Source organism: Rosenbergiella epipactidis (assembly GCF_018494055.1).
In the GTDB taxonomy this organism is placed as follows: Bacteria; Pseudomonadota; Gammaproteobacteria; order Enterobacterales; family Enterobacteriaceae; genus Rosenbergiella; species Rosenbergiella epipactidis.
On the sequence record NZ_JABBFQ010000004.1, the window covers coordinates 252,727 to 273,303 of the forward strand.

Here is a 20,577-nt window from a genome sequence, read left to right on the forward strand (position 1 = left end):
TCTCTCACTCATTTTATAAGCGGTGTAATAATGGCTTTTATCGCCGCGATCACCGGTACGGGAGGTTTGCCACTGACCAGACGGAGTTTATCCCACAGCGTTAACTGCCCCGCATAAAAGCGAGTGATCAGTGGAGCCTTAAGACGATAGAATCGTTGCATCACTTCCCAACGCTGCGTCGCAGGGCCGGCAAGAAAAAGCATACGATTTAATAGGCGAAAGAAATGCTGCTTTCGCCATGATTGGCGTGAAAATTGGTAAGTCAACGCGCGTAAGCAAGGGCTGGTCATACAAGACATCTTCGCTATTTCATCGGCTAAGGCTACGGCATGTGGCAGTGAATAGCCGGTGGTGGCATGGTAGAGATTTGCCCGTAAGCCACTGGCGGCGAGAGGCTGTCCCGCCCAGAAGCGGCTGAATTTCCCTGCTAAAGTGATCGGTAAATTTCCGCACTCTTCGCGTAAAAGGGTCATCAATTGCCAGCCCTGATCCTTAGCATACTCGCTGATATTGATTCGTCCGCGATCCAAAGAGAGATCGGCATGATCGATATAGTGCGTGTCTTCGATCAACAACTGATCTTCTGTCAGCGGTAAGGTGTAGACAAAGCGGTACCCTTGCTGCTGATCGACCGTGGCATCCATTAAAATTGGCCGAGTCATCCCATGGGGAGCGGCAAGCTGCCAGACTTGCCCGACAAATGCTTGCACACCAATCGCCATCGACTTGTCGGGGCGGAACCCTCGACCGTCAATCACGGCATGCGCAAAAATTTCCCGTCCGTCCTCCAGCTTAACCGAATGCTCGCTCAGCGTTTTCACCGCGGTTCCGGTCATGATTTGTCCGCCTAAGCGGTCGGTCAATTCGGTGGCGAGCTGCTCGGAAGTCAGAGTGTAATAGCCTCCGGCCAGGGTACGGCGTAGCGTTGGAAAGCGGACATCATAGCCAGACCAGCGATAGCGAATATAGGGTGCTAACCATGCAAATTGACTCTCCGTTAAATCATCACCATGAAATGACCAGGTATGATTTCCTAACGGTTGGGCTTCGGCTTCAATAAGCAGTAACGAAAGCTGGGGCTGTTGGGCGTTGAGTCTGAGCGCAATCAGCGTATTGGCTAAGCCTGCACCGACCAAAATCAGATCGTAATCAGCCATGTTCACCTCTGGCAACGACCGGTTGCCCACCGCGCAACGCTTTACTGGCTAATAAGGCGGCCTGAACGCTGCCTCCCGCCTGATCAATCGATTGTTGCAGTCGCAAAAGATTAGCGGCTATCTCTGGCTGCTCATGTAAGTGACTAAGTTGCGATCCCCACGATTTACTGCTCGCAAAACGGGATAACTTCTGCCCTACCCCATGGTGCACGACGCGCGCGGCAACACCGGGTTGGTCAAATGCCAGCGGCATGACCAATAACGGGGTTAAGTGCTGAATACTGTCCAAAACGGTGTTCATTCCCCCATGCGTAATCGTAATATCTGCGGCGGCAATTGCTTGTGGTTGGTCGATAAAATCCACCACCTCGACTCCCGCCGTTTTTGCTAAGGCGGCGCTTTGCCCTGCCGTTAACCCACCACAATGGGCGATCAGTAAATCAGCCTGAGCATGCTGGCAAGCGGCAATAAGCTTCTTAAACACCGAATAACGATGCCCTTGCAAGGTACCTAATGAGGCATACACCTGACAACGCTGAGGATCTGCAGCAGAGAGCGGGACGGTGAGCGCCGTCTTGGCCCGTAAAGGGCCGACACAGTGGAAGTGCTTAGGTAATTGATGTCGCGGAAAATCGAGTTCTGGAATCAACTGGCTTAATTGCGCTAACGGCGAGAAACAGTGATGGAGCTGGGTTATCCCATTTAGGCCAAAGGCTTGGGCATAGTGCGCCACAACGTCATCGTGTTTACGCATCATCCAGTCGTAGATACGCTCACTGGTTTCGTAGCGCTTATAGGCCTGTGCAGTTTGTTGATAAGCGAACGGCATAACCGCCAAAGGTAAGCCCGCTTCGCGATTTAACGGTAGCGCACAAGCGACAGAGATATAAGGCAGATCCAGTTTCTTTGCCACTAGCGCACCTCCCGGCTCCATCTGATCGACAATCAGGCCATCAATCGATAACGCTCGGCAGGCTGCAGGTAATTCGCGACAAAATAATTCGGTGCTTTTCGCCATATCGCCAATCAGACCAAACATCGAGGGTCCAAAAGGCTTCGCTGCCAAAGATAACGTATGGCGTAACGTTCCCGGCGGATGGGTCTGCGCCCCCAACGGATAAAAGTGAATGGCTGGTGAGCGAATCAGGCCACGGACATCGGCTTGCTGAAAAAACGTAATACGGTGGCCTTGTTCAATCAGTGCCAACGATAGCTGTTCAAGCGCATGAATATGGCTAAAGAAAGGTGGAGCAATGACCGCGTAATGACTCATCGACGTTTCCTAGCCTACCGCAGCAAGTTTTTGCGCAAACCACTGTTCGACAAATTGCTGAGTTTGTCGGCTGTGCTGGCAGGCTTGCGAAAAGTGTAGGCTGACATTTCCAAGATGATCGCGCAGTTGCTTTTCACTTTTTCTCGCACCAAACAGGTTAACCCACGTCGATTTTCCAATATCTTGATGAGGGTCTTTACCTGTGAATAGCGAGGCATCCGATAGATCATCGAGCAATTGAAATGCTTGGCCTAGATTAAAGGAGCAGTGGCGCAGCTGTTCACGTGTCGTCTCGCTAGCACCTACCGCGATAGCGGCCATTTGTAACGCAGCACAAAATAGCGTGCTGGTCTTATAGTGATTGGTCAGCGCGATCGCTTCTGGAGTCCGAGCGTTTTCCCCTTCGCTTAAATCTTGATACTGGCCTTCGACCAGCCCCTGTACCCCAATCGCATGGGAAAGCTCCGCAACCGCAAGATTCTTGGCCGAATCGCTGATCCCTTCCGCTTGGCTGATAATCTGAAACGCCTTACTGATCAAGGCCACCACGGCCAACAGCGCCACCGCCTCGCCGAATTTTCGGTGAACGGTCGGTTGGTTACGGCGCAGCTGAGCATTATCCATGCAAGGCATATCATCCATGATCAGTGAGGCGGCATGGACAATTTCGATCGCACAAGCAAAATCGAGTAACCCCTGTTGCGACGATCGGTATCCTAAATCTTGTGCTGTCAACAGCAGCAACAGTGGTCGAATACGTTTGCCGGGCGTTAAGGTCCCCTCGCGCATCGCCAAACTGACTTTTTCGCGCTCAGACGGGTTAGGAAGTAGGTGATCTAATCGCTGTTCTATCGCGCTAAGGGTGAGCGTAATCGGATCAGTCGCCCTTCCTTCGCTCTTTTCAGTACCAATCGACATAGCCGCCCCTTATTACAAACAGGTTAAAAAATAGAGTATTTATCATTACTTAAAGCGTAGCTGACTCAGACTAAAATGTTAGTGAAAAGATGAATTTAAATCACTTTTTACCGCCAGTTGTAGGCGGTCAAGAAGCTGATCAATATTTGCCGCAGAAAAGGGGGCTTGTTGGAAAAAAACAATCTGCCCCTGAGCCGTGGTCGCGATAACGGCGGCACTCTCGGGCTGAAGATGCCACTGGTGAGCCACCACCCCACTGCTATCTAAAACAAAATGGCTTGATGGCGCGTGTTTTTTGCTCTTCAGGATGCTGTGTTCAACAAAGGGCTGGCTACCCCAGATACTGTCGTCGGTATTCACTATGGTCGTTAAGCCAACCTGTTGATTCACCCACGGCGTGCGGGCAAGTCGTGTGACGACAGGATCGAGCTGCTGTTTAGCCGCCAAACGCCCAGCAACATGAACAATCAATTGGGGGCGTGATTGGGGCCACTGGGCCTGCCAGGGCTGACGGGTATCGCCCCCTTTACCGAGCATAATTTCGCCCCCCCGTTGTACGCTAACGGCGGGCACTAAGCTCCCCACGCGTGGCAGCTCGGCACCTGCCATCTGCCCGACAGATAATAGCCCAATGAGCAAGACGATCTTAAGGCCAACTCTCTTCATCACTCAGTCCGCTTTAGCTAGGATCCTAGCGTTAAGCATAGCTTACCCCTATCACTGCGGGGAAGTAATGGATTGCGCAACCGCTGGCTGTCGGCTGATTACCCTTTTTTCAGGCTGTAGGAGTGCCATGGCGCAGAGACTGAATACTGCCAAGCTTCCTGTTGCCCAGAACATAGCATCGTAGCCGTAATACTCCGCCAACGCGCCACACAACATCGGCGAAATAATGGCAGAACTGTTGGCTATCGCTAAGGTCATCCCGCTGTAAGCGCCCACCGACGATGTTGGTGTGACATCAATCACCACTGACCAATAAATATTATTAATTAATGCATTAAAGGCGTTACCCAACGTCATTAAGGCGATCACCGCCGCCGCTGAGCCAACGGAAGGGATTGCAAGGAAGCAGGCTGCCGCCCCGGCCAGACTGACTACCGCGAACAGATTGCGTGCCAAGCGTAAATTTCGATAGCGTTTTAAAAGATAATCACTGATCTTCCCCCCACAGAGTACGGTGATTGCCGCGCCGCTCCACGGGATCATGGCGATATACCACAACGCGTGTAAGTCGTAATGGAAGGTATCTTGCAAATACTTGGGCATCCACGTAACTAAGGTGAAGGTGATATAAAGAAAGCTAAAATATCCCAGTGCATTACAGACTAAAGTCCGGGAGGTAAAAAATTGCCACCACGCGAGCTTTTCGTCGGCGACCTCTTCACCCTTCTGGTTTGTAAGGATATAGCGGTGTTCAGTGGTACTGATCCGAGGATGGTCAGTAGGACGATTATGAAAGCCTTTGGCAAAGATCATCATGACGAGCAGCGAGCAGCATCCCAGTACGATAAACATTGATTGCCAATGTCCGGTTAATAACATCAAGCCTACCGCGATTGGCGCAGTAAGCATTGCACCAATTTGTGTACTAAGTAGGCCTATGGAGAGTGCAGCCCCTCGTTCATGATCCGGCGCCCAATAAGCAATTGTTTTATTCATCAGCGCATACGCAGGCCCTTCACTGACCCCGAACAGTACGCGACATAATGCAAAACCCATTAAGGCAGAGCCACCGAGTAGCGAGATACCGAGTTCCCCCGCCCAAGCAGTCATGATTTCTAAACAGGACCAACAGATGCCGGCAATAAGCCATATTTTACGGGTCCCGTAACGGTCAGCAAGAAATCCGCCACAGAGTGACCCAAGCAGATAGCCAATCCCGAAATAGCCCAGTAATGCACCGAGCGCGACCTTACTGAGGTCATAGTGCTGAGCAATCGCCGAGGCGGCAAAAGAGAGCGCTCCCCGGTCGATATAGTTAACTAAAGCCACTAAAAAAAGCAGTCCATAAATACGGTAACGGTACTGTGACATTAGGCCGACCTCTCTCTTTGCGTAAAAGAGAAAGCTAGCAAGTGGCGTGCCAACACAGCTATACGGTGCCGTTGTGATGCACTGAGCTCTCATCAAGTTTTACTGCGAGAGATATCACAAACTAGGGGAAGTTTATCGCCCGTCCTGCCACTTAAGGTTACTGATACAGAGAGTTTCTCCTATTGATTGCCGATGCGTAGCTTTATGCCGCAAATCAATAACGCGAGGCTAAAAACTCCGTATAGTTTTTCAGCGGTTAATCTTTACTCGCCTTCTTCAAGGAATTGAAAATGATGACGGATATACTCTCCTTTCTCTTGGCAGTTACCCCCCTTGCCCTATTAATTATTCTTATTTTGATGTGTCGCGTCGCGGTGCACTACGCCGTATTGATTACGCTCATCGTCACGTGGTGTATTGCTGGATGGCATTTTGAATTCCCTTTACAAGCCTTGAGCGTAGCGTCGCTCTACGGCGTCACTAAAGGGTTGTGGCCGATTGTGATCGTTATTTTTGCCGCAATTTATGGCTACAACCTTATGCTCGCAAACGGCAGTATGGCGGTGATTAAGCAGGCTCTAGCGGCCATCAGTGATGATAAACGAATACAAGTGTTGATTATCGCTTGGGGGTTCGGCGGATTTCTTGAAGCGGTGGCGGGTTATGGAACCGCTGTCGCCATCCCGGTAGGAATCCTGATCGCTTTAGGCATTGCGCCCCTTAAAGCGGCTGTCGTATCGTTAATCGCTAACTCCGTTCCCACAGCCTTTGGTGCGGTCGGCATCCCTGTGATTATGCTAGCCGAGCAAACCGGCCTAGCCGTACAAACGTTAAGTACGCATATTATCCTGCAGTTAGCCGCCTTTAATATTCTTCTCCCTTTTGTATTGGTGGCGATCATTGGTGGCGGCGTTAAGGCTATTCGTGGTGTATTCTGGATTACACTCTGTTGTGGCGTTGCATCGCTACTTCCTCAATACGTGGTGGCGCGCTACTTGGGTGCAGAATTACCTGCCTTCGCTGGCAGTTTGGGCGGCTTGGTTATTACCATTATTCTCGCTCGCTATCAAAAATCTGATCGCGCCACCGAGGGCGTTGCCTTCCCCACACTGTTTAAGGCCAGCGTCATTTATCTCTTCACCTTTATCTTTATTGTACTCTGCTCGCCGCTCTTTCCAGCGATTAAGCAGAGCTTAGGCGCAGTCTCTAGTCAGATCGCTTTCCCTTTAACGGCCACAGAAACGTTAAGGTTAAAAATCGAATGGCTTATTACCCCTGGCGTACTGATACTGCTCGCCTCATTGATTGGCGGCGCGATTCAGGGGAGCCGACCGCAACAGATGCTTAGACTACTCTTAACCACCCTCGGCCAACTTAAAAAGTCTATCGTTGCGATTGTAGCGATCGTTGCCATGGCGACCGTAATGGATAAAAGTGGCATGATCACGGTAATCGCCACAACCTTAGTTGCGACGACAGGCGTTGGCTATGTCTTTATCTCACCGGTGATCGGGGCATTGGGGACCTTTGTCACTGGCAGTGATACCAATGCGAATGTCTTATTCGGTAAGCTACAGGCAACGGCGGCACAACAGTTAGGTATTGATCCCCACGCCCTCGCCGCGGCGAATACAGCTGGAGCAACTGGGGGTAAGATGATCTCCCCTCAAAGTATCGCGATTGCAGTGTCGGCCAGTAAACTGGAGCATCTCAGCGGTGATATAATGTCCACCACCTTGAAATATTGTTTACTTTATATTTTCTTATTAGGGATAGGTATCGGCTTGTTCTATACAATCTAAGGGAAATTTAAAATCACCGGTTAATTTCCGATACCAATTAATAATAAAGCCAAAACATATCGGCTTTATTATTAATGAAGATACTCTTTTTTATTTTCTAATAAGTGAAAGCACAAACTGCTTATGTCGATGAACTAATTTTATCCTGTCAGTAAGCATTGCGTCTACATCCATCATTTATTATGCTTAAAGTTCTTATCTGGTTAGAGAAAAACACTACTCTTGCATGTAGACTAAGCAAGGTATTCTCTATCATAATGGCAAACACCATAGATTATCCCCATCTATAAAAGATCGCTCTGTAACAGAGAAACAATACCCACTGAGCAAGATGCTATTATTTATCAATGATTTACTTTACTATTCATCTTTATTGAGCATTTTTATATTTAATCTTATCAACAAAAAATCCTCTCACCGCCCGATCATCACAAAAAGTGAGGTGACTCTTCTCTATTTGTTGATGCAACAGCACTGCGCACTGCGTATGATCGTTGGGTATTCTCTGAAAAGGTGACTTAATGCCGAAAATTATCTCAATCGTACCAGAAGTTGAAATTATATTTAGTCTTCCACGCGGAAAAGTAATTGAAAATAAAAGTATTATCTATCTTCTCGCCCAGTACATTGGCACTACTGTGAACTTCGATGATATTACAAAAGCTCAACTATTTTCTCTCGAAGAAAAAATGAATGATTTGGTACTTATCATTAACCATACTGATTTTGTTTTTCTTACTGATAAAGAGTATGAGAAAAAACATATCATTGGCTAGCACACTACTATTTATTAAAATTTTTTTGTTAAATATATAAAAATACAGGTACCTACCTAGATTAACACGAGCTAATCCTTTTTATATTTTAGCGAGAATTATACATTAGGATATTGATGTTATGAGCTAGTGATTGAATTTTTTTCTTTATAAACTAAATATCTATAATTGATTGACGATTCGACAAATCGTATCATTATCTCGCGGTTGACGGCGCTGCGCTGCGCTCCAATCTCGAATCGGTCGATGGTTTTTTAGGGCAATTTCCCTGCTTGTCGTGCTGAGTTTACTTAGTAATGGGGCTACCATCCCTCCGCCAGCAAAAGATTCCTTTTTAAAAACTGGCTCTTGCCCAGAATAATACTGTTGAGGTGTAGTTACCATTACATCAGCATAACGATGGGCTACACTCTGCCAGAATAGAGCAGCATCATAACTTTTTGTGTACCACGAACGGCAATTAAACGGCTTATCTACCTCAACCCTAACATTCTCATCAGTTTTAAATGTTGTTTCCATCCATCTAGCCATTCCTTCCAGATACCACGTCTGTTTAAAAATTGCATAACCATACTGATAGAGGTGGAATAACTCATGCGCAGGCGTTTGTTTAACATGAGGATCGAGCTTATTAGAGATCATGATTCTGAGTCCACACTTCGTAGTACTACCATCAGAAAATGTTTCGAAGGCAGGTTTATCGAAAGCACTTCCATTCAATTTCAAATCAATAATAAAAACATTAATATGTTTTATTTCTTTATAAATTGATTGATTCAATGGGAAGGTTAATTTTACATCTTGCTGATAAAATTGATTAGCGGATTTTAACTGTTTTGCAATATCAATAATTCTGACTGGCGGTGATTTTGATGTAACCCTAGATACATCTGATAATTTATCATCACCTTTAAGTGTGTAGTAGAGGGTAAAAACACCAGATTGATAGTGCTCATCAAGAAAATGATTAGAAAGTTGCTGACCTTTAATACATTTCATTGGTAAGGATACATTCTGTTCATTTTTAGAAAAAGATTTGATAGAGAAAAAAAGTAATAAAATTAGTATCAATCTCATTAATAACATTCCTCATATATTATTCAACTAGTTCAATAAAAATATCACAAAAAAATTTATATTTGTTCATTTATAAAAAGAGATTCAGCCCTTATATCAAATTAAGAGCCTTGGAATCAAGTTAGTGAAACCAACCAACCTTGCCAATTTTTAGCGATATTATTACTCGAAAAACGCTCAGCGCACCGTATTGCACCTTTTTGAAGTAATAGTTGCCGCTCAGGACTGCTAAGAATACTAACCAGTGCATTGGCTAACTCATCTCTATGTCCAGAACTCACAAGAATTCCTGCATCGTGCCCTTCAAGAATATCTCGAGGTCCGTATTTTATTGCTAAACTTACTAACGGAGTTCCAAAAGCCATCGATTCAGTAGCAAATAGTGATTGTCCTTCATGATTTGAACAGAGTACTGAGCAACAAGCTTGCTGATGAACCTCATCAAGCTTATCAGTATAGCCATTTATTTTTATAGCGTGACCAAGACCTCTTTCTTCCACTAAATCTTCTATACTTTTCTTTAACTGACCTAATCCGTAAGTATAAAGTTCAGCATCTGGTACCTCTTGAAGTACCCTCTCGAAAGCATCAATAAGAAGTGAATGTTGTTTTTCTGGTGAATATCTCGCTAAGTAAATAACTCTTTTATTTAATTTTTTAGGTAATCTTTTATCAAAAAGACTCTCATCTAAGTGATTCGGAATAACGTGCATTTTTTCCGGATTAATACCTATAGATAACAAGTCTTGGTATTGCTCTTTAGTTAATACAATAATTTTATCTACAACATCAGGTGATTTAAGAAAATAACTATAAGATGGCTTAAATCGATTGCTTTCAAATAAGTGTGTAGAATGAATAACTGTAGTAATAGAGCAATTAATTCTAGTATGGGGTTTTGATAAAACGAAATCTTTCCAAGCCCTATTCTTATCAACAATAAAATCCCAACTTTTATTTCTAGGTAATTGTTCTTCTAATGCCCAAGATGAGAACTTCTCCTCACTATCAAAAAATCTCCTCCCCCCTTCATTGTTATTCAATTCTATATGATTTAATATGTTCTTATTGTTTTTTATTTGCCAAAATTTACGCAATAGAACATTACCACAACTATCAACAAAATCATCAATAACAAAATTACCTTCTGCAAATTTATAAACGACTTTACCAACTGGGCATATCTCATTTGCAGAAACAACTTTTTTACCCTGAATACCTAATTTATTTAAATATGATATTTTATTTTTTTTGACGAGATTAATCAATTCAAAGTAAATACTATAAACTCGTGTACTTTCATCCAATAATGATTTATTCCTTAGGCTAGAGATAGTTTTTGAAAGTGTTGGATTGTAATGCGATATAACTAAAGAAGGTATTATATTGAGATGATTATTGAACAATTTGGCGCGCCGTAAAGAAGCCACCTCGATACCATTACCAATTTCTCTTATATTTTCAAGTAAAAAAACTGTTATCCTTTCATTAGAGCGGGTGTGATTTTCCTTAACCCTCTCTATTTTTCTACATTCCATATTTTTAGCATAATTTATACATGCTAAAAGGTTACTTTCAATATCATCAATACGAACTCTATAACTATGGTGACGCACAAAAAAACTATTTGTTATCTTTTCTGGTGATGAAAAGAACATAGAAATTTCCGGCCAAAAAAAACCACTCATTAAATATTTAGCTCTAATCCCTAAAGATATACTAAGCCTTTCAACATTAAAATCTTTTAATAAAAACCTAATTTCTTTCAGGCTATTTACCTTACTTACAATCTCTATGGTAGAGGCCAGCAAACCAATTGAATTAGGATAATTAGTTATATCATCCATAATAAAATCTAGATGATCGCATACATTATCTAAGCCAAACTTAAAGTATTTTTCGAGCGGCCGATAAAGTGTTAGTTCGTTTACACAATAGCTAAGCCAATGGTCGTGAAACTGCCAATGCTTATTTTCAATAAAATATTCAAACGCTCGCTCAACACTCTCTATCCAACGGGTATTTGGCGATAATTTATAAAGGCGCATCAATGCGAAGGCCGCTTCCCCATCGTAATAAATGATTCGAAAGGGCTCCTTCACTGATAGATCATGGTTTTCCAAGACGTGGACGAATTTTCCCTGTTCATCCTGCATCAGTAATATTCCTTCCGCTAACGCTTCCATCAGCGGTAGATAGGTCATATCGCCAGTGACTTCAGTGTATTTTGCATAGGCTAAGATACTGACTGCATTACCGCCGAGTTTTATCTCATCGCCGGTATCCACTAAAAATGCCGCCTGCCGACCCTCCGCTAAGGTTTTATATTGGATAAGTTCATCGGTCAGATACGCTAAGGCGCGCTCTATCGCTTGCCGCTGTTGGGGCTGCTGGGTGACCTGCCACCCCTCAATGAGCGCATAGGTGGAGCTGGCATGACGTAGCGCGTTGTAGGATTTAATCTTCCTGTCAAAACAGGGAAACCAACCATAGTGGTACTCGCCCGTCGATTTAATTTGCGAAGCAAGATACTGCGCAGAGTGATTAATAAGGTTCGGTAGATGCGCTTGCCAAGGTTCGGCTATTTTTCTAAATCCAGATGCTTTGCCTTCGCGCTCAATCGTTTTTGCCCCAGAAGCATCGCAGAAAACCGCTTGGGTTTTAAACCGCCAGATCCTCTGTTGGGGATCGGTTGGCCAACTTAGCGAACAGGAAAACCGGCGCTGAGCGTAGTTGTTGAGATTAGTCTCATTAGGGATAGCAACCCCCACCTTACCGTCATAGAGTATGGCATTCGCGGCTAACTCTTGTTCCAGGATGGCATGCGTGAAGTCGGGGTCAAAACTGAGTCCGAAACGGAAATAGTTACGCTTTGTTTTACCCAGCTTATCTTGTAACCCTGCCCAGCTCATCTCTTCGATATGATCGACTCGTTCAACCCGTAACCAACAGATTTGAAGATCGTGTTGTTGCCGATACCGCTGAATAGATTGCGAGCCAGATGTCCAAGCCTGATTAAAAGTCTTCCCGGTCGAAATATGAGTGTATGCGCGCTGTTTTCCATCGCAAAGACTGAAGAATAATATACAAGCAGGATAAGGAGCGGCATGCTCGGGCGCGTTAACGCTCATCATTTCAAAATGCGCCTGTTGTAATAAATCACTTAATGCCATGTTTAGCGTTTCCTTTAAAATGTGGCAAATCGATTAACGTTCGCGCAGGGCTTCTCTTGCTCGGTTGAAAGGCTTGATTAAATAATCCATTACCGTTCTTTCACCGGTTTTAATATCGACGGTAGCGATCATCCCAGGGCTAATCGCAAAATGTTTACCGCGTTTGTTGACCAGTGAATCATGGTCAGTACGAATATAAACACGGTAATAATAAATTTCTGGCTTTTGCTCATCTTGAATCGTATCCGGTGAAATCGTTTCAACTACACCGGGTAGACCGCCATAAATGGCGTAATCATAGGCGGTAATTTTTACCATCGCCTTTTGACCTGGATGGATAAATGCAATATCCCGCGGTGAGATACGGGCTTCAATAAGCAAACGATCATCGACGGGAACGATTTCCATTAATTCGCCATTCGGTGCGATGACCCCGCCAATGGTGGTCACTTTGATATTTTTGACAATCCCCTGTACCGGGGAGCGAATCGTTAACCGACTTACGCTATCGCTACGCCCTCGAACCACCTCCGCTAATGACGCTACGTCCGCATTGGCTTTAGAAAGTTGTTCGCGCGCGTCCACGTAGTAATGGGTTTTTAAATCAGTAATCTTTAACGCAATATCCGATTGCTTTTGCTGCAACCTCAGCACTTCCACACTACTGGCTGCACCGGTTTTCGCCAAGCGCTGAGTGATAGTAAGTTCACGATTAATCAGCGACATCGAGTCTTGTAGCTGCCTCATCGATTGGGTTAACTGATCACGGCGGCTTTGATAGAGGTGCGTCTCTGCGGCTAATAGATCAGGATAAGACTGTAAGCTCGCCGGAAAGACGAGTGGACGATTATTCACTTCCGCATCCAAACGGATGCTCGCAGCTAACGAGGCCCGGTATTTCGCTTCGCTCTCTCCAACGTTAGACTCGCTACGCGTCGGATCCAATCGTGCAACCACCTGCCCCAACTTCACACGCTGACCTTCTTGTACCGGTAACTCTGTGAGCACCCCACCATCCAGTGACTGCAACACTTGCTCGCGTGAGCTGGGGATGACCTTTCCTGTACCGGTCGAGACTTCATCGACTTGGCCAAACCAGGCCCAAACGCCGAAGATAATCACTAACACCGCGAGAATCGCTATGAGATACGCTGACTTGACGATATGCGCTTCGTCCATCTCGCCGCCACTCAATATCTCAGCGGGATCGTAGGGTAAATAGCCTTTATTGGAGGTAGTGGATTGGCTCATAGCGTCGCTCCTTGAGGGCTAGTCTCTTTCCCTTTGGTTTTAAATAGCTCTTCACGTGAGGTGTCCATCGCAATGCGCCCCTCTTTTAAGACAATCACGCGTTCCGTAAGCGATAAGATGGCGGCACGGTGGGTGGCGATAATTAAGGTACGATGACCAATCCATTTTTCAAGCCGTTCGATAAACTGTTTTTCGGACGGCTCATCAAAGGATGCCGTCGGCTCGTCCAAAAGCACGATATTCGGATCGCGTAATAGCGTACGCGATAACAATAACGATTGACGCTGGCCTCCTGAAAGTCCCGTTCCCCCTTCCATAATCGGATGCTCTAACCCTAAAGGAAGTTGTCGAATAAAATCGATGGCCCCCGTCAGTGTTAAGACTTCAAAGATTTCTTCGTCATCACTGGTAGGACGTCCAAGCAGCAGGTTATCGCGGATGGTGCCATGAAATAGGCGAGCTTCTTGCGTCAGTAAGCCAATATTCCTGCGCATGTCGGCCATATCGATATGCTCTAGACTTAAATCGTCAAGCCGTACCTGACCAGAAACCTTCTCCAAGTTTCCACTCAACGCTTGTAGTAGCGTCGATTTTCCGGCCCCCATCCGTCCCAATAAGGCTATTTTTTCCCCTGCGTTAATCGACAGTTTGTTTACTTGCAGCGGGATTGACTCATTCTCTTGTCCATAACTAAAGGTAGCTTGCTGTAGCTCATAGTTACCGTGAAGTAGCGCGCGGTGAACCTTCATCTCATCCGGATGATCTTCAACTGGCAGTGCCATCAGTTGATCAAGGCTATGTTTCGCCACCTTAACTTGTTGCCAACGAGCGAGGACTCCACAAAGCGCTGTCATCGGCGCGATCATTCGTGTCGAGAGCATCGAGGCTGCGACCATGGCACCGGTGGTAATATCCCCACTGATCACTAGCGGTGCACCAACCACCACTACCGCCGCATAGACTAAACTCTGAATGGTGGTGCCCCAGGCAACCAGGCCATGAGTTAATTGACGGGTTTTTACGCCAGACTCTGCGGTGATGCTGATATAACTGTTCCATTGCTGTAGGAAACGGCTCTCGGCCTGCATCAACTTAATATCTTGGATCCCTTGTAAACTCTCTACCAGAATAGCGTTACGTAAGGTCACTTCTTGTAGATTCTGCTGGGCTAAGCGGGCCAGTTTTTTCTGATAAAGCAGCCCAGGCACTAGCATGATAATCACCGCGATAGGCGCAATCCAACTTAACCACGGCGAAACGATCACCAACACCAGTTGAAACAGTAAGAAGAAAGGGAGATCCACCAACACGGAAACGGTACGCGAGGTGACCATCTCACGAATTTGTTCGATCTCACGAACTTGCGCAATAAAACTGCCTGTCGAACGAGGAATGGCGGAATTTTTTAACCGTAGCGCATGGCCAAATACCCGATCTGAGACGCGAATATCGGCACGCTTGGCCAGTAAATCGGTAATATGTCCCCGTGCCAGCTTCAAGATAAACATGAAGACCACGGAGATAATTACCCCACCAAAGAGTACATATAGCGTGGGATAGGATTGTGCGGGAATAACGCGGTCATAGACCTGCATCGAAAATAAGATACCTGAAAGCGCCAACAAGTTGATTACGAACGATGCAACCATCACATGTAAGTAAGGTTTTATGTCTTTGATAATCAGCTTTTTCAGCCAATCAGGCGTATAGGTCGAGAAGTATTGGACGGTACGACTGTCTTTAACCGGCGCAATAGGACGAAAAGCAACCACCCACTCCGTTTGCTCTAGCAGTTCGGTCACACTTATCTGACTGACTAACCCGCCCTCTTCCATAAAACGTACGCCGACACAATCTTGTCCATCGAAGCTTTCGATGACCACAACTGAACCGTTTTTTAAGGTTGCGACCAACGGTAAACGAAGCCCAGAGATTAACTTGTCCGATTGGTCTAACAGGGTAAATTTTAATCCAGCAAGTCGGGAAAGGTGCTGTAACTTAGTTTGCAGGCTTTGTTCCGATAACCAAGGTACGGCGGCATCCAATGCACCGGGGGAAAAGGATTGGCGATAGTGTCTCGCGATTAACGTGATGGCATCGACCCATTCGTCGCGTTGAGTTGTAGTCTCTTTTTTAATCATGGGCGAATATCCACTCCCTGAATGCGGCGGTTATCTAAACGGAATACGGAACGCATCATGCCGGTACTGAACAGGCAATCGAGTTGTAAACTGTTGAGTTGCGCCAATGTTTGCGCTTGGCTAAATTTAGCTTGGAAAATTTCTTGATCGACGTTCAACAGGTCGAGTAAGGGACGTGTGCCTAATTGCAAGTATTGGTCTTGATAAAGCCCCAAGGTTTTCTCACCAAGTGCCTGTTGCCGCTGTTGAATCACCAAGGTTTGCCCCAAGTTAGTGGCTTCATCTTGTGAGGTAGCCAATTTTTGATAGGCCTCTAACTGTGCGGCTTTGATCGCCGCATTGGCCGCCGATAAGGCTTGCTCTGCTGCGTCACGAGAGGCGCTTAATCCCCCACCTTGATAAAGTGGCATTTGCATACGGATGGAGGCGGTATATTGGGTCTTGTCCAACTCGCTACTGCCCGAGTAGTGGTCATTTAAATAATGCGTGACTTCCGGCTCTAGGGAGATGGTCGGCATCATTTGGGCATTGGCATTATCGACGTTAGCTTGAGCTTGATTTGCTCCCGCCCACGCCGCCAATACCGATGGGATTAACTTGTAATCCGGATGCTGCACCGCGCAGGCTCGTGTTAACGTTTCGGGCACATCTTGTGTGACTCGGTTAACCCCTTGTACGCCAATATAGGTCGCGAGGGTCGCCTGCCAGCGTTGTAAAGACGCTTGGTATTGCATCAAGGTTGCTTGGGCTCCCTCAATACGGGTATCGGTTTGTACCACATCGGAGAGTGGACTGGCTCCCTCAGTATTACGCTGCCGGATCAAGTTACCAATTTGTTTTAAGGAGTCGAGCTGTTGAGTGGCCATAGTGACCAGCTGCTGATACCCCTGCACCTGAACCACTGCTGAAGCGGTATCGTGGGCAACTTGGTCGATGGTTAGCATCACTTCGGCCTGTTGCTGAGCGACCGCAGCATTGGCGGCACGCACAGAACTGGAAACCTTACCGAAGTCGTATAACATCTGAGAAAGAGAGATATCGATCGAGGGCGAATAGCCTTTATTGGTGTAAGTGTTGCTGTAGCCATTATTCACCCCAGCATTCACTTGTGGATAATACTTTGCTTTGGCGACATCGACATTCGCCGATTGCTCAAATAACTTACCGACTGCTTGCGTAATGGTAGGGTGCCAGTTAACCGCCATCGCGACCGCATCTGACATATCCAGCGGCTGACCATTATACACCGACCCATTCGGCGTGACGCTATATAAATCTGGAAGATTCTCCTCACCAATCATCTGATGTGCACTGATTATCGACTCATCAGCCAGCGCCGGAACGCTAGTGATAATGCTGATCCCCAACACCCCCCGAACCACTAAATGACTTAAGGTGATCAAGCAAAATTTCTTCATAAAACAACTCTCTTGCGTCGACAGTAAAACTTTTTAATTTATTACAGACGTAAAAAAGCGGGAGTTGCCTCCCGCCTAATCATTACGATGACGGATTGTGGTCAATTAATTCATCAAGCGTGACGTTCACGCCTTCAAGAGTGACCAGTGTGGTTGAGCTGTAAGCACTGCCCGTTCCATCCCTGTCAATCGAAACAACGGTATTGTTGTCAGTGTGGCTGACAGAAATATAATTTCCTAAACTACTCGACTCACTGTGCCAGCCAACCAGTAGCGCCGAAACGTCTATGTGGTCACCATCACTGACGGAGAAGTCAGTCCAGGTATCACTGCCATTACCTCCAGTGTTGTCATCGGCCAGCAATTTATACACCACGGTATCCGCACCACTTCCTGTCGTGAAGGTATCGTCATACGCCGTACTTGTGATGGTATCGGCATTGGCGCTACCCGTAATCACCGGATGCAAATCGATGGTTAAGTTAGCGGTCGATGAGGTGCCATCGCTATCGTTCAATGAATAACTGAATGTCTCCTTAGAGGTAATGGTCGACGTATCGATACCTGCTTTTAAGGTGTAGGTATAAGAACCGTCATCCGATAACACTAAGGTTCCGTATTTACCGTACAACGTGACCGAATCACCACTCACCGCACTGCCGCTCGCATCAGTAATCGATTTATCCCCCCCGCTTACCGTATAGGAGACCGAGGTACCTGAAGCGTTATTACCCGTTATCGTAAAGGATTGATATTCACTCCCGAAGGTATCGGCGACACTATCAGAGTCCGTACCATCTAGGATATTGCCGGTTACGGTTTCAGATTCAGTGTAGTGGTGAGTCGTATCCACCGAGGTTCCAGATAAAGAGCTGGTCACGGTAAGTGCCGTTCCACCAGTGCCTAAGATGGTCAGCGGGGCATTCGACGCACTATAAGTAAAGGTGACCGTATAGTTCCCTTCCGTAAGCTCACTGAGCCCCAAAGAAGAAAGCGATATCGTTTGAGTCGTGCTATATAAATCAGCCAAAGACATAGTGATTTTTGATAGCGTTGTCGACTCCGACTCTCCCGTCGTTTGGTTGAGAATCGTCAATGTTCCAGAGACCGTAGTAGTCGAGTTATTCCCCAGTCCAGTATTCGCTGCACTAAAGGTCAACACTAAGCTTGCACTATCCAACGTGGTACCTGAGGCCACTGTAAAGGACTCTGTTGCGGTGCTAGAGACCGTTGAGTTTTTCCCAACTGCTAAGGCACTGATTAGCGTATTCGTGGTGTAGGTTAAGCTAGTACCCGCCGCCAACGCAGTGTCAGCGCTAACGGATACCGTATCTGCCACTGCCGTAGAATGCGTACCTTCTATCGTCAAGGTTAAGGTTGCCGTTGCCGTCTGCCCTGACGCGTTGGTAATGGTGTAAGTAAAGACATCCGATTTACCGATATCACTCGTCGCACTGGTCGGTTGATAGCTATAGCTACCGTCCGCGGCGATGCTAAGCACACCGTACTCGCCAGTGATAGTGGTCGACCCACTACTTGCCACAGTCACCGCACTAGCACCATCGACACTGTCAGCTACCACACTCGTCACATGAATACTGGTTCCCGTATCCGCAACGTCTCCGGCAGTATCCGAACTCAATACATTACCGCTGGTATCACCGAACACATACTGCACAGAATCGGTAATATCGACGCTCAGTACTGTCCCAACATTCGCGCTCACCAACAAGGACAATAAACGTCCAAGCACCGAAGATGAGTTAGCAGATGACACGGCGACCGTATAGGTTCCAGAGGTCAAGCCCTGGATATAGACCGAACCACTATAGGTCAGGTTAACCAGCCCAGAGTTGATTGTTATAGCGTTAGACAGCGTTTGAACGACTTCACCTGTGCTCGTATCAATGACCGACAGATCTGCACTAAAGCTATTTAACCCTAACAGCGTAAGCAGCGACGTTAATCCTGCAACGGCGCTTAACGCCACACTACCGCTCACATCCAATGTGACGTCTTCCGACGTGTTATCACTCACTGTAAAGTTAAAGGTATTAGACGAGAACAGTGATACATCAACCACACTGAGTGCAGTCAACCCTACCGCCTGAACAATATTTCCTGACGTGCCTGTTAGATTATCTTGAACAGCGGTTACCGTTGCCGTATGCGTATCGGCATTAGCGATAAGTTGGTCATCTGTTCCCGACCCACTATTATCTGAATAAGTAATTGTTCCCTTATCTGATTCATTGTTCGACGAGTCAGTAAGCGTTACTGATAGGTCTTGATTGACTGATAACCCTTCCGGTAGTTTAACCTCAAATGTTCCATCGTCATTGACTGTCCCAGTCGCCACAACATTACCGTTACTGTCGTAGACTTTAACGGTTGTACCTTCCTCACCTTTACCTGATAGCGTTAAAGCAGTGTCATCCATCACGAGATCAGTCGGTTCATTTGGTGCCGTAGTATCTTTGGCCGTTACTGATACCGCTTCTGAAGTATTCCCTGATGTGTCAGAAGCTGCGACGCTGAGTGTCTGTCCATTCGTTTGTGCGGCATCTAACGTGACAGAGAAGGTTCCATCGCTGTCCACTTTACCGGTTCCCAAGGCCTTACCATTGACATTGGTAACTGTAATAATCGATCCGACCTCACCTTTACCTGTAACAGTTACACCATCATCGCTCAATACTACATCAGTCGGCGCAGCAGGCGCAGTCGTATCTGGCGCAGTGACAGACGTTGCAATAGAGGTATTCCCCGCAGTATCAGTCGCCGTCGCGCTTAAGGTTTCACCATTAGTCTGTGCTGTAGTTAGGGTAACGCTAAAGGTGCCGTCACTACCGACTGTTGCACTGCCCAGGGTGTTGCCCTCAGCATCTTTGATGACAACGGTTGAGCCAGCTTCCGCCTTACCAGTGACTGTCGCACCGTCATCACTCACCGCTACATCAGTCGGCGCTGCTGGCGCAGTCGTATCTGGCGCGGTGATTGTTGCCGCTGGGGAGACATTACCTGCCGCATCCGTCGCCGTAACAGTTAGGGTTTGGCCATTCGCTTGTGCTGCAGGCAGTGTCACGCTAAAGGTGCCATCACTACCGACCGTGGCGTTACCGATTGTGTTGCCCTCAGCATCTTTGATGGTAACGGTTGAGCCAGCTTCAGCCTTACCAGTGACCGTATCACCATCGACACTGACCGCTACATCAGTCGGCGCTGCAGGCGCAGTCGTATCTGGCGCAGTGATAGTAGCTGCTGCAGAGGTATTTTTCGCCGCATCCGTCGCCGTCACGCTTAAGGTTTCGCCATTGGTTTGAACTGTAGTTAGGGTAACGCTAAAGGTGCTGTCACTACCGACTGTTGCACTACCGATTGTGTTGCCATCAGTATCCTTGATAGCGACAGTCAATCCTGCTTCCGCCTTACCGGTCACTGTTGAACCGTCATCACTGACCGTAACATCCGTCGGTGCTGTTGGCGCAGTCGTATCTGGCGCGATAGTCGTTGCTTCTGCAGAGGTATTTTTCGCCGCATCCGTCGCTGTGACA

Annotated in this window: 13 protein-coding genes; 2 read left to right on the forward strand and 11 right to left on the reverse strand. The window is 46.7% G+C overall.

Translation table 11 applies throughout. The features are described 5' to 3' along the window. Positions 1 to 8: 8 nt before the first annotated feature. From crtY to HGT71_RS09280, 5 genes are all read right to left on the reverse strand, one after another. Positions 9 to 1,157: a lycopene beta-cyclase CrtY gene (gene crtY / locus HGT71_RS09260; RefSeq protein WP_214217517.1), complete on the reverse strand. Its 1,149-nt coding sequence runs from the start codon at positions 1,155 to 1,157 to the stop codon at positions 9 to 11. Further along, complete coding sequence (locus HGT71_RS09265; RefSeq protein WP_214217518.1) at positions 1,150 to 2,430, reverse strand: glycosyltransferase; 1,281 nt, start codon at positions 2,428 to 2,430, stop codon at positions 1,150 to 1,152. The genes crtY and HGT71_RS09265 overlap by 8 nt, the downstream gene beginning before the upstream one ends. Positions 2,431 to 2,439: 9 nt before the next feature. Beyond that, positions 2,440 to 3,348 carry a polyprenyl synthetase family protein gene (locus tag HGT71_RS09270; protein ID WP_214217519.1) on the reverse strand — a complete coding sequence of 303 codons (909 nt, stop codon included), beginning with the start codon at positions 3,346 to 3,348 and terminating at the stop codon, positions 2,440 to 2,442. A 78-nt stretch (positions 3,349 to 3,426) separates the two neighbouring features. Beyond that, positions 3,427 to 4,014, reverse strand: coding sequence for a YtfJ family protein (locus tag HGT71_RS09275; RefSeq protein ID WP_214217520.1), 588 nt, complete (start codon positions 4,012 to 4,014; stop codon positions 3,427 to 3,429). A 51-nt stretch (positions 4,015 to 4,065) separates the two neighbouring features. Then, entirely contained in the window at positions 4,066 to 5,385 is a 1,320-nt protein-coding gene (locus tag HGT71_RS09280) for an MFS transporter (protein ID WP_214217521.1), read from the reverse strand. Between the two features lie 293 nt (positions 5,386 to 5,678). Here HGT71_RS09280 and HGT71_RS09285 point away from each other — a divergent pair, with 293 nt between their 5' ends. Next, on the forward strand, positions 5,679 to 7,187 hold the full coding sequence (locus tag HGT71_RS09285; protein ID WP_214217542.1) for an L-lactate permease: 1,509 nt from the start codon (positions 5,679 to 5,681) through the stop codon (positions 7,185 to 7,187). A 521-nt stretch (positions 7,188 to 7,708) separates the two neighbouring features. Continuing rightward, entirely contained in the window at positions 7,709 to 7,963 is a 255-nt protein-coding gene (locus HGT71_RS09290) for a hypothetical protein (RefSeq protein WP_214217522.1), read from the forward strand. A 162-nt stretch (positions 7,964 to 8,125) separates the two neighbouring features. On the opposite strand, the gene HGT71_RS09295 is transcribed toward HGT71_RS09290, so the two are convergent. The 6 genes from HGT71_RS09295 to HGT71_RS09320 all read right to left on the reverse strand — a co-directional run. Then, positions 8,126 to 9,040: a peptidase gene (locus HGT71_RS09295; protein WP_214217523.1), complete on the reverse strand. Its 915-nt coding sequence runs from the start codon at positions 9,038 to 9,040 to the stop codon at positions 8,126 to 8,128. A 116-nt stretch (positions 9,041 to 9,156) separates the two neighbouring features. Continuing rightward, positions 9,157 to 12,213 (reverse strand): glycosyltransferase, encoded by a 3,057-nt coding sequence (locus HGT71_RS09300; protein WP_214217524.1) that lies wholly within the window; start codon positions 12,211 to 12,213, stop codon positions 9,157 to 9,159. Positions 12,214 to 12,246: 33 nt separating this feature from the next. Continuing rightward, positions 12,247 to 13,392 carry an HlyD family type I secretion periplasmic adaptor subunit gene (locus tag HGT71_RS09305; RefSeq protein ID WP_241596230.1) on the reverse strand — a complete coding sequence of 382 codons (1,146 nt, stop codon included), beginning with the start codon at positions 13,390 to 13,392 and terminating at the stop codon, positions 12,247 to 12,249. Between the two features lie 68 nt (positions 13,393 to 13,460). Continuing rightward, entirely contained in the window at positions 13,461 to 15,605 is a 2,145-nt protein-coding gene (locus HGT71_RS09310; protein WP_214217526.1) for a type I secretion system permease/ATPase, read from the reverse strand. Then, positions 15,602 to 17,023: a TolC family outer membrane protein gene (locus HGT71_RS09315; RefSeq protein WP_214217527.1), complete on the reverse strand. Its 1,422-nt coding sequence runs from the start codon at positions 17,021 to 17,023 to the stop codon at positions 15,602 to 15,604. The genes HGT71_RS09310 and HGT71_RS09315 overlap by 4 nt, the downstream gene beginning before the upstream one ends. Before the next feature lie 82 nt (positions 17,024 to 17,105). Beyond that, positions 17,106 to 20,577, reverse strand: a 3,472-nt coding sequence (locus tag HGT71_RS09320; RefSeq protein WP_214217528.1) for an Ig-like domain-containing protein, incomplete at its 5' end; no start/stop codon positions are given.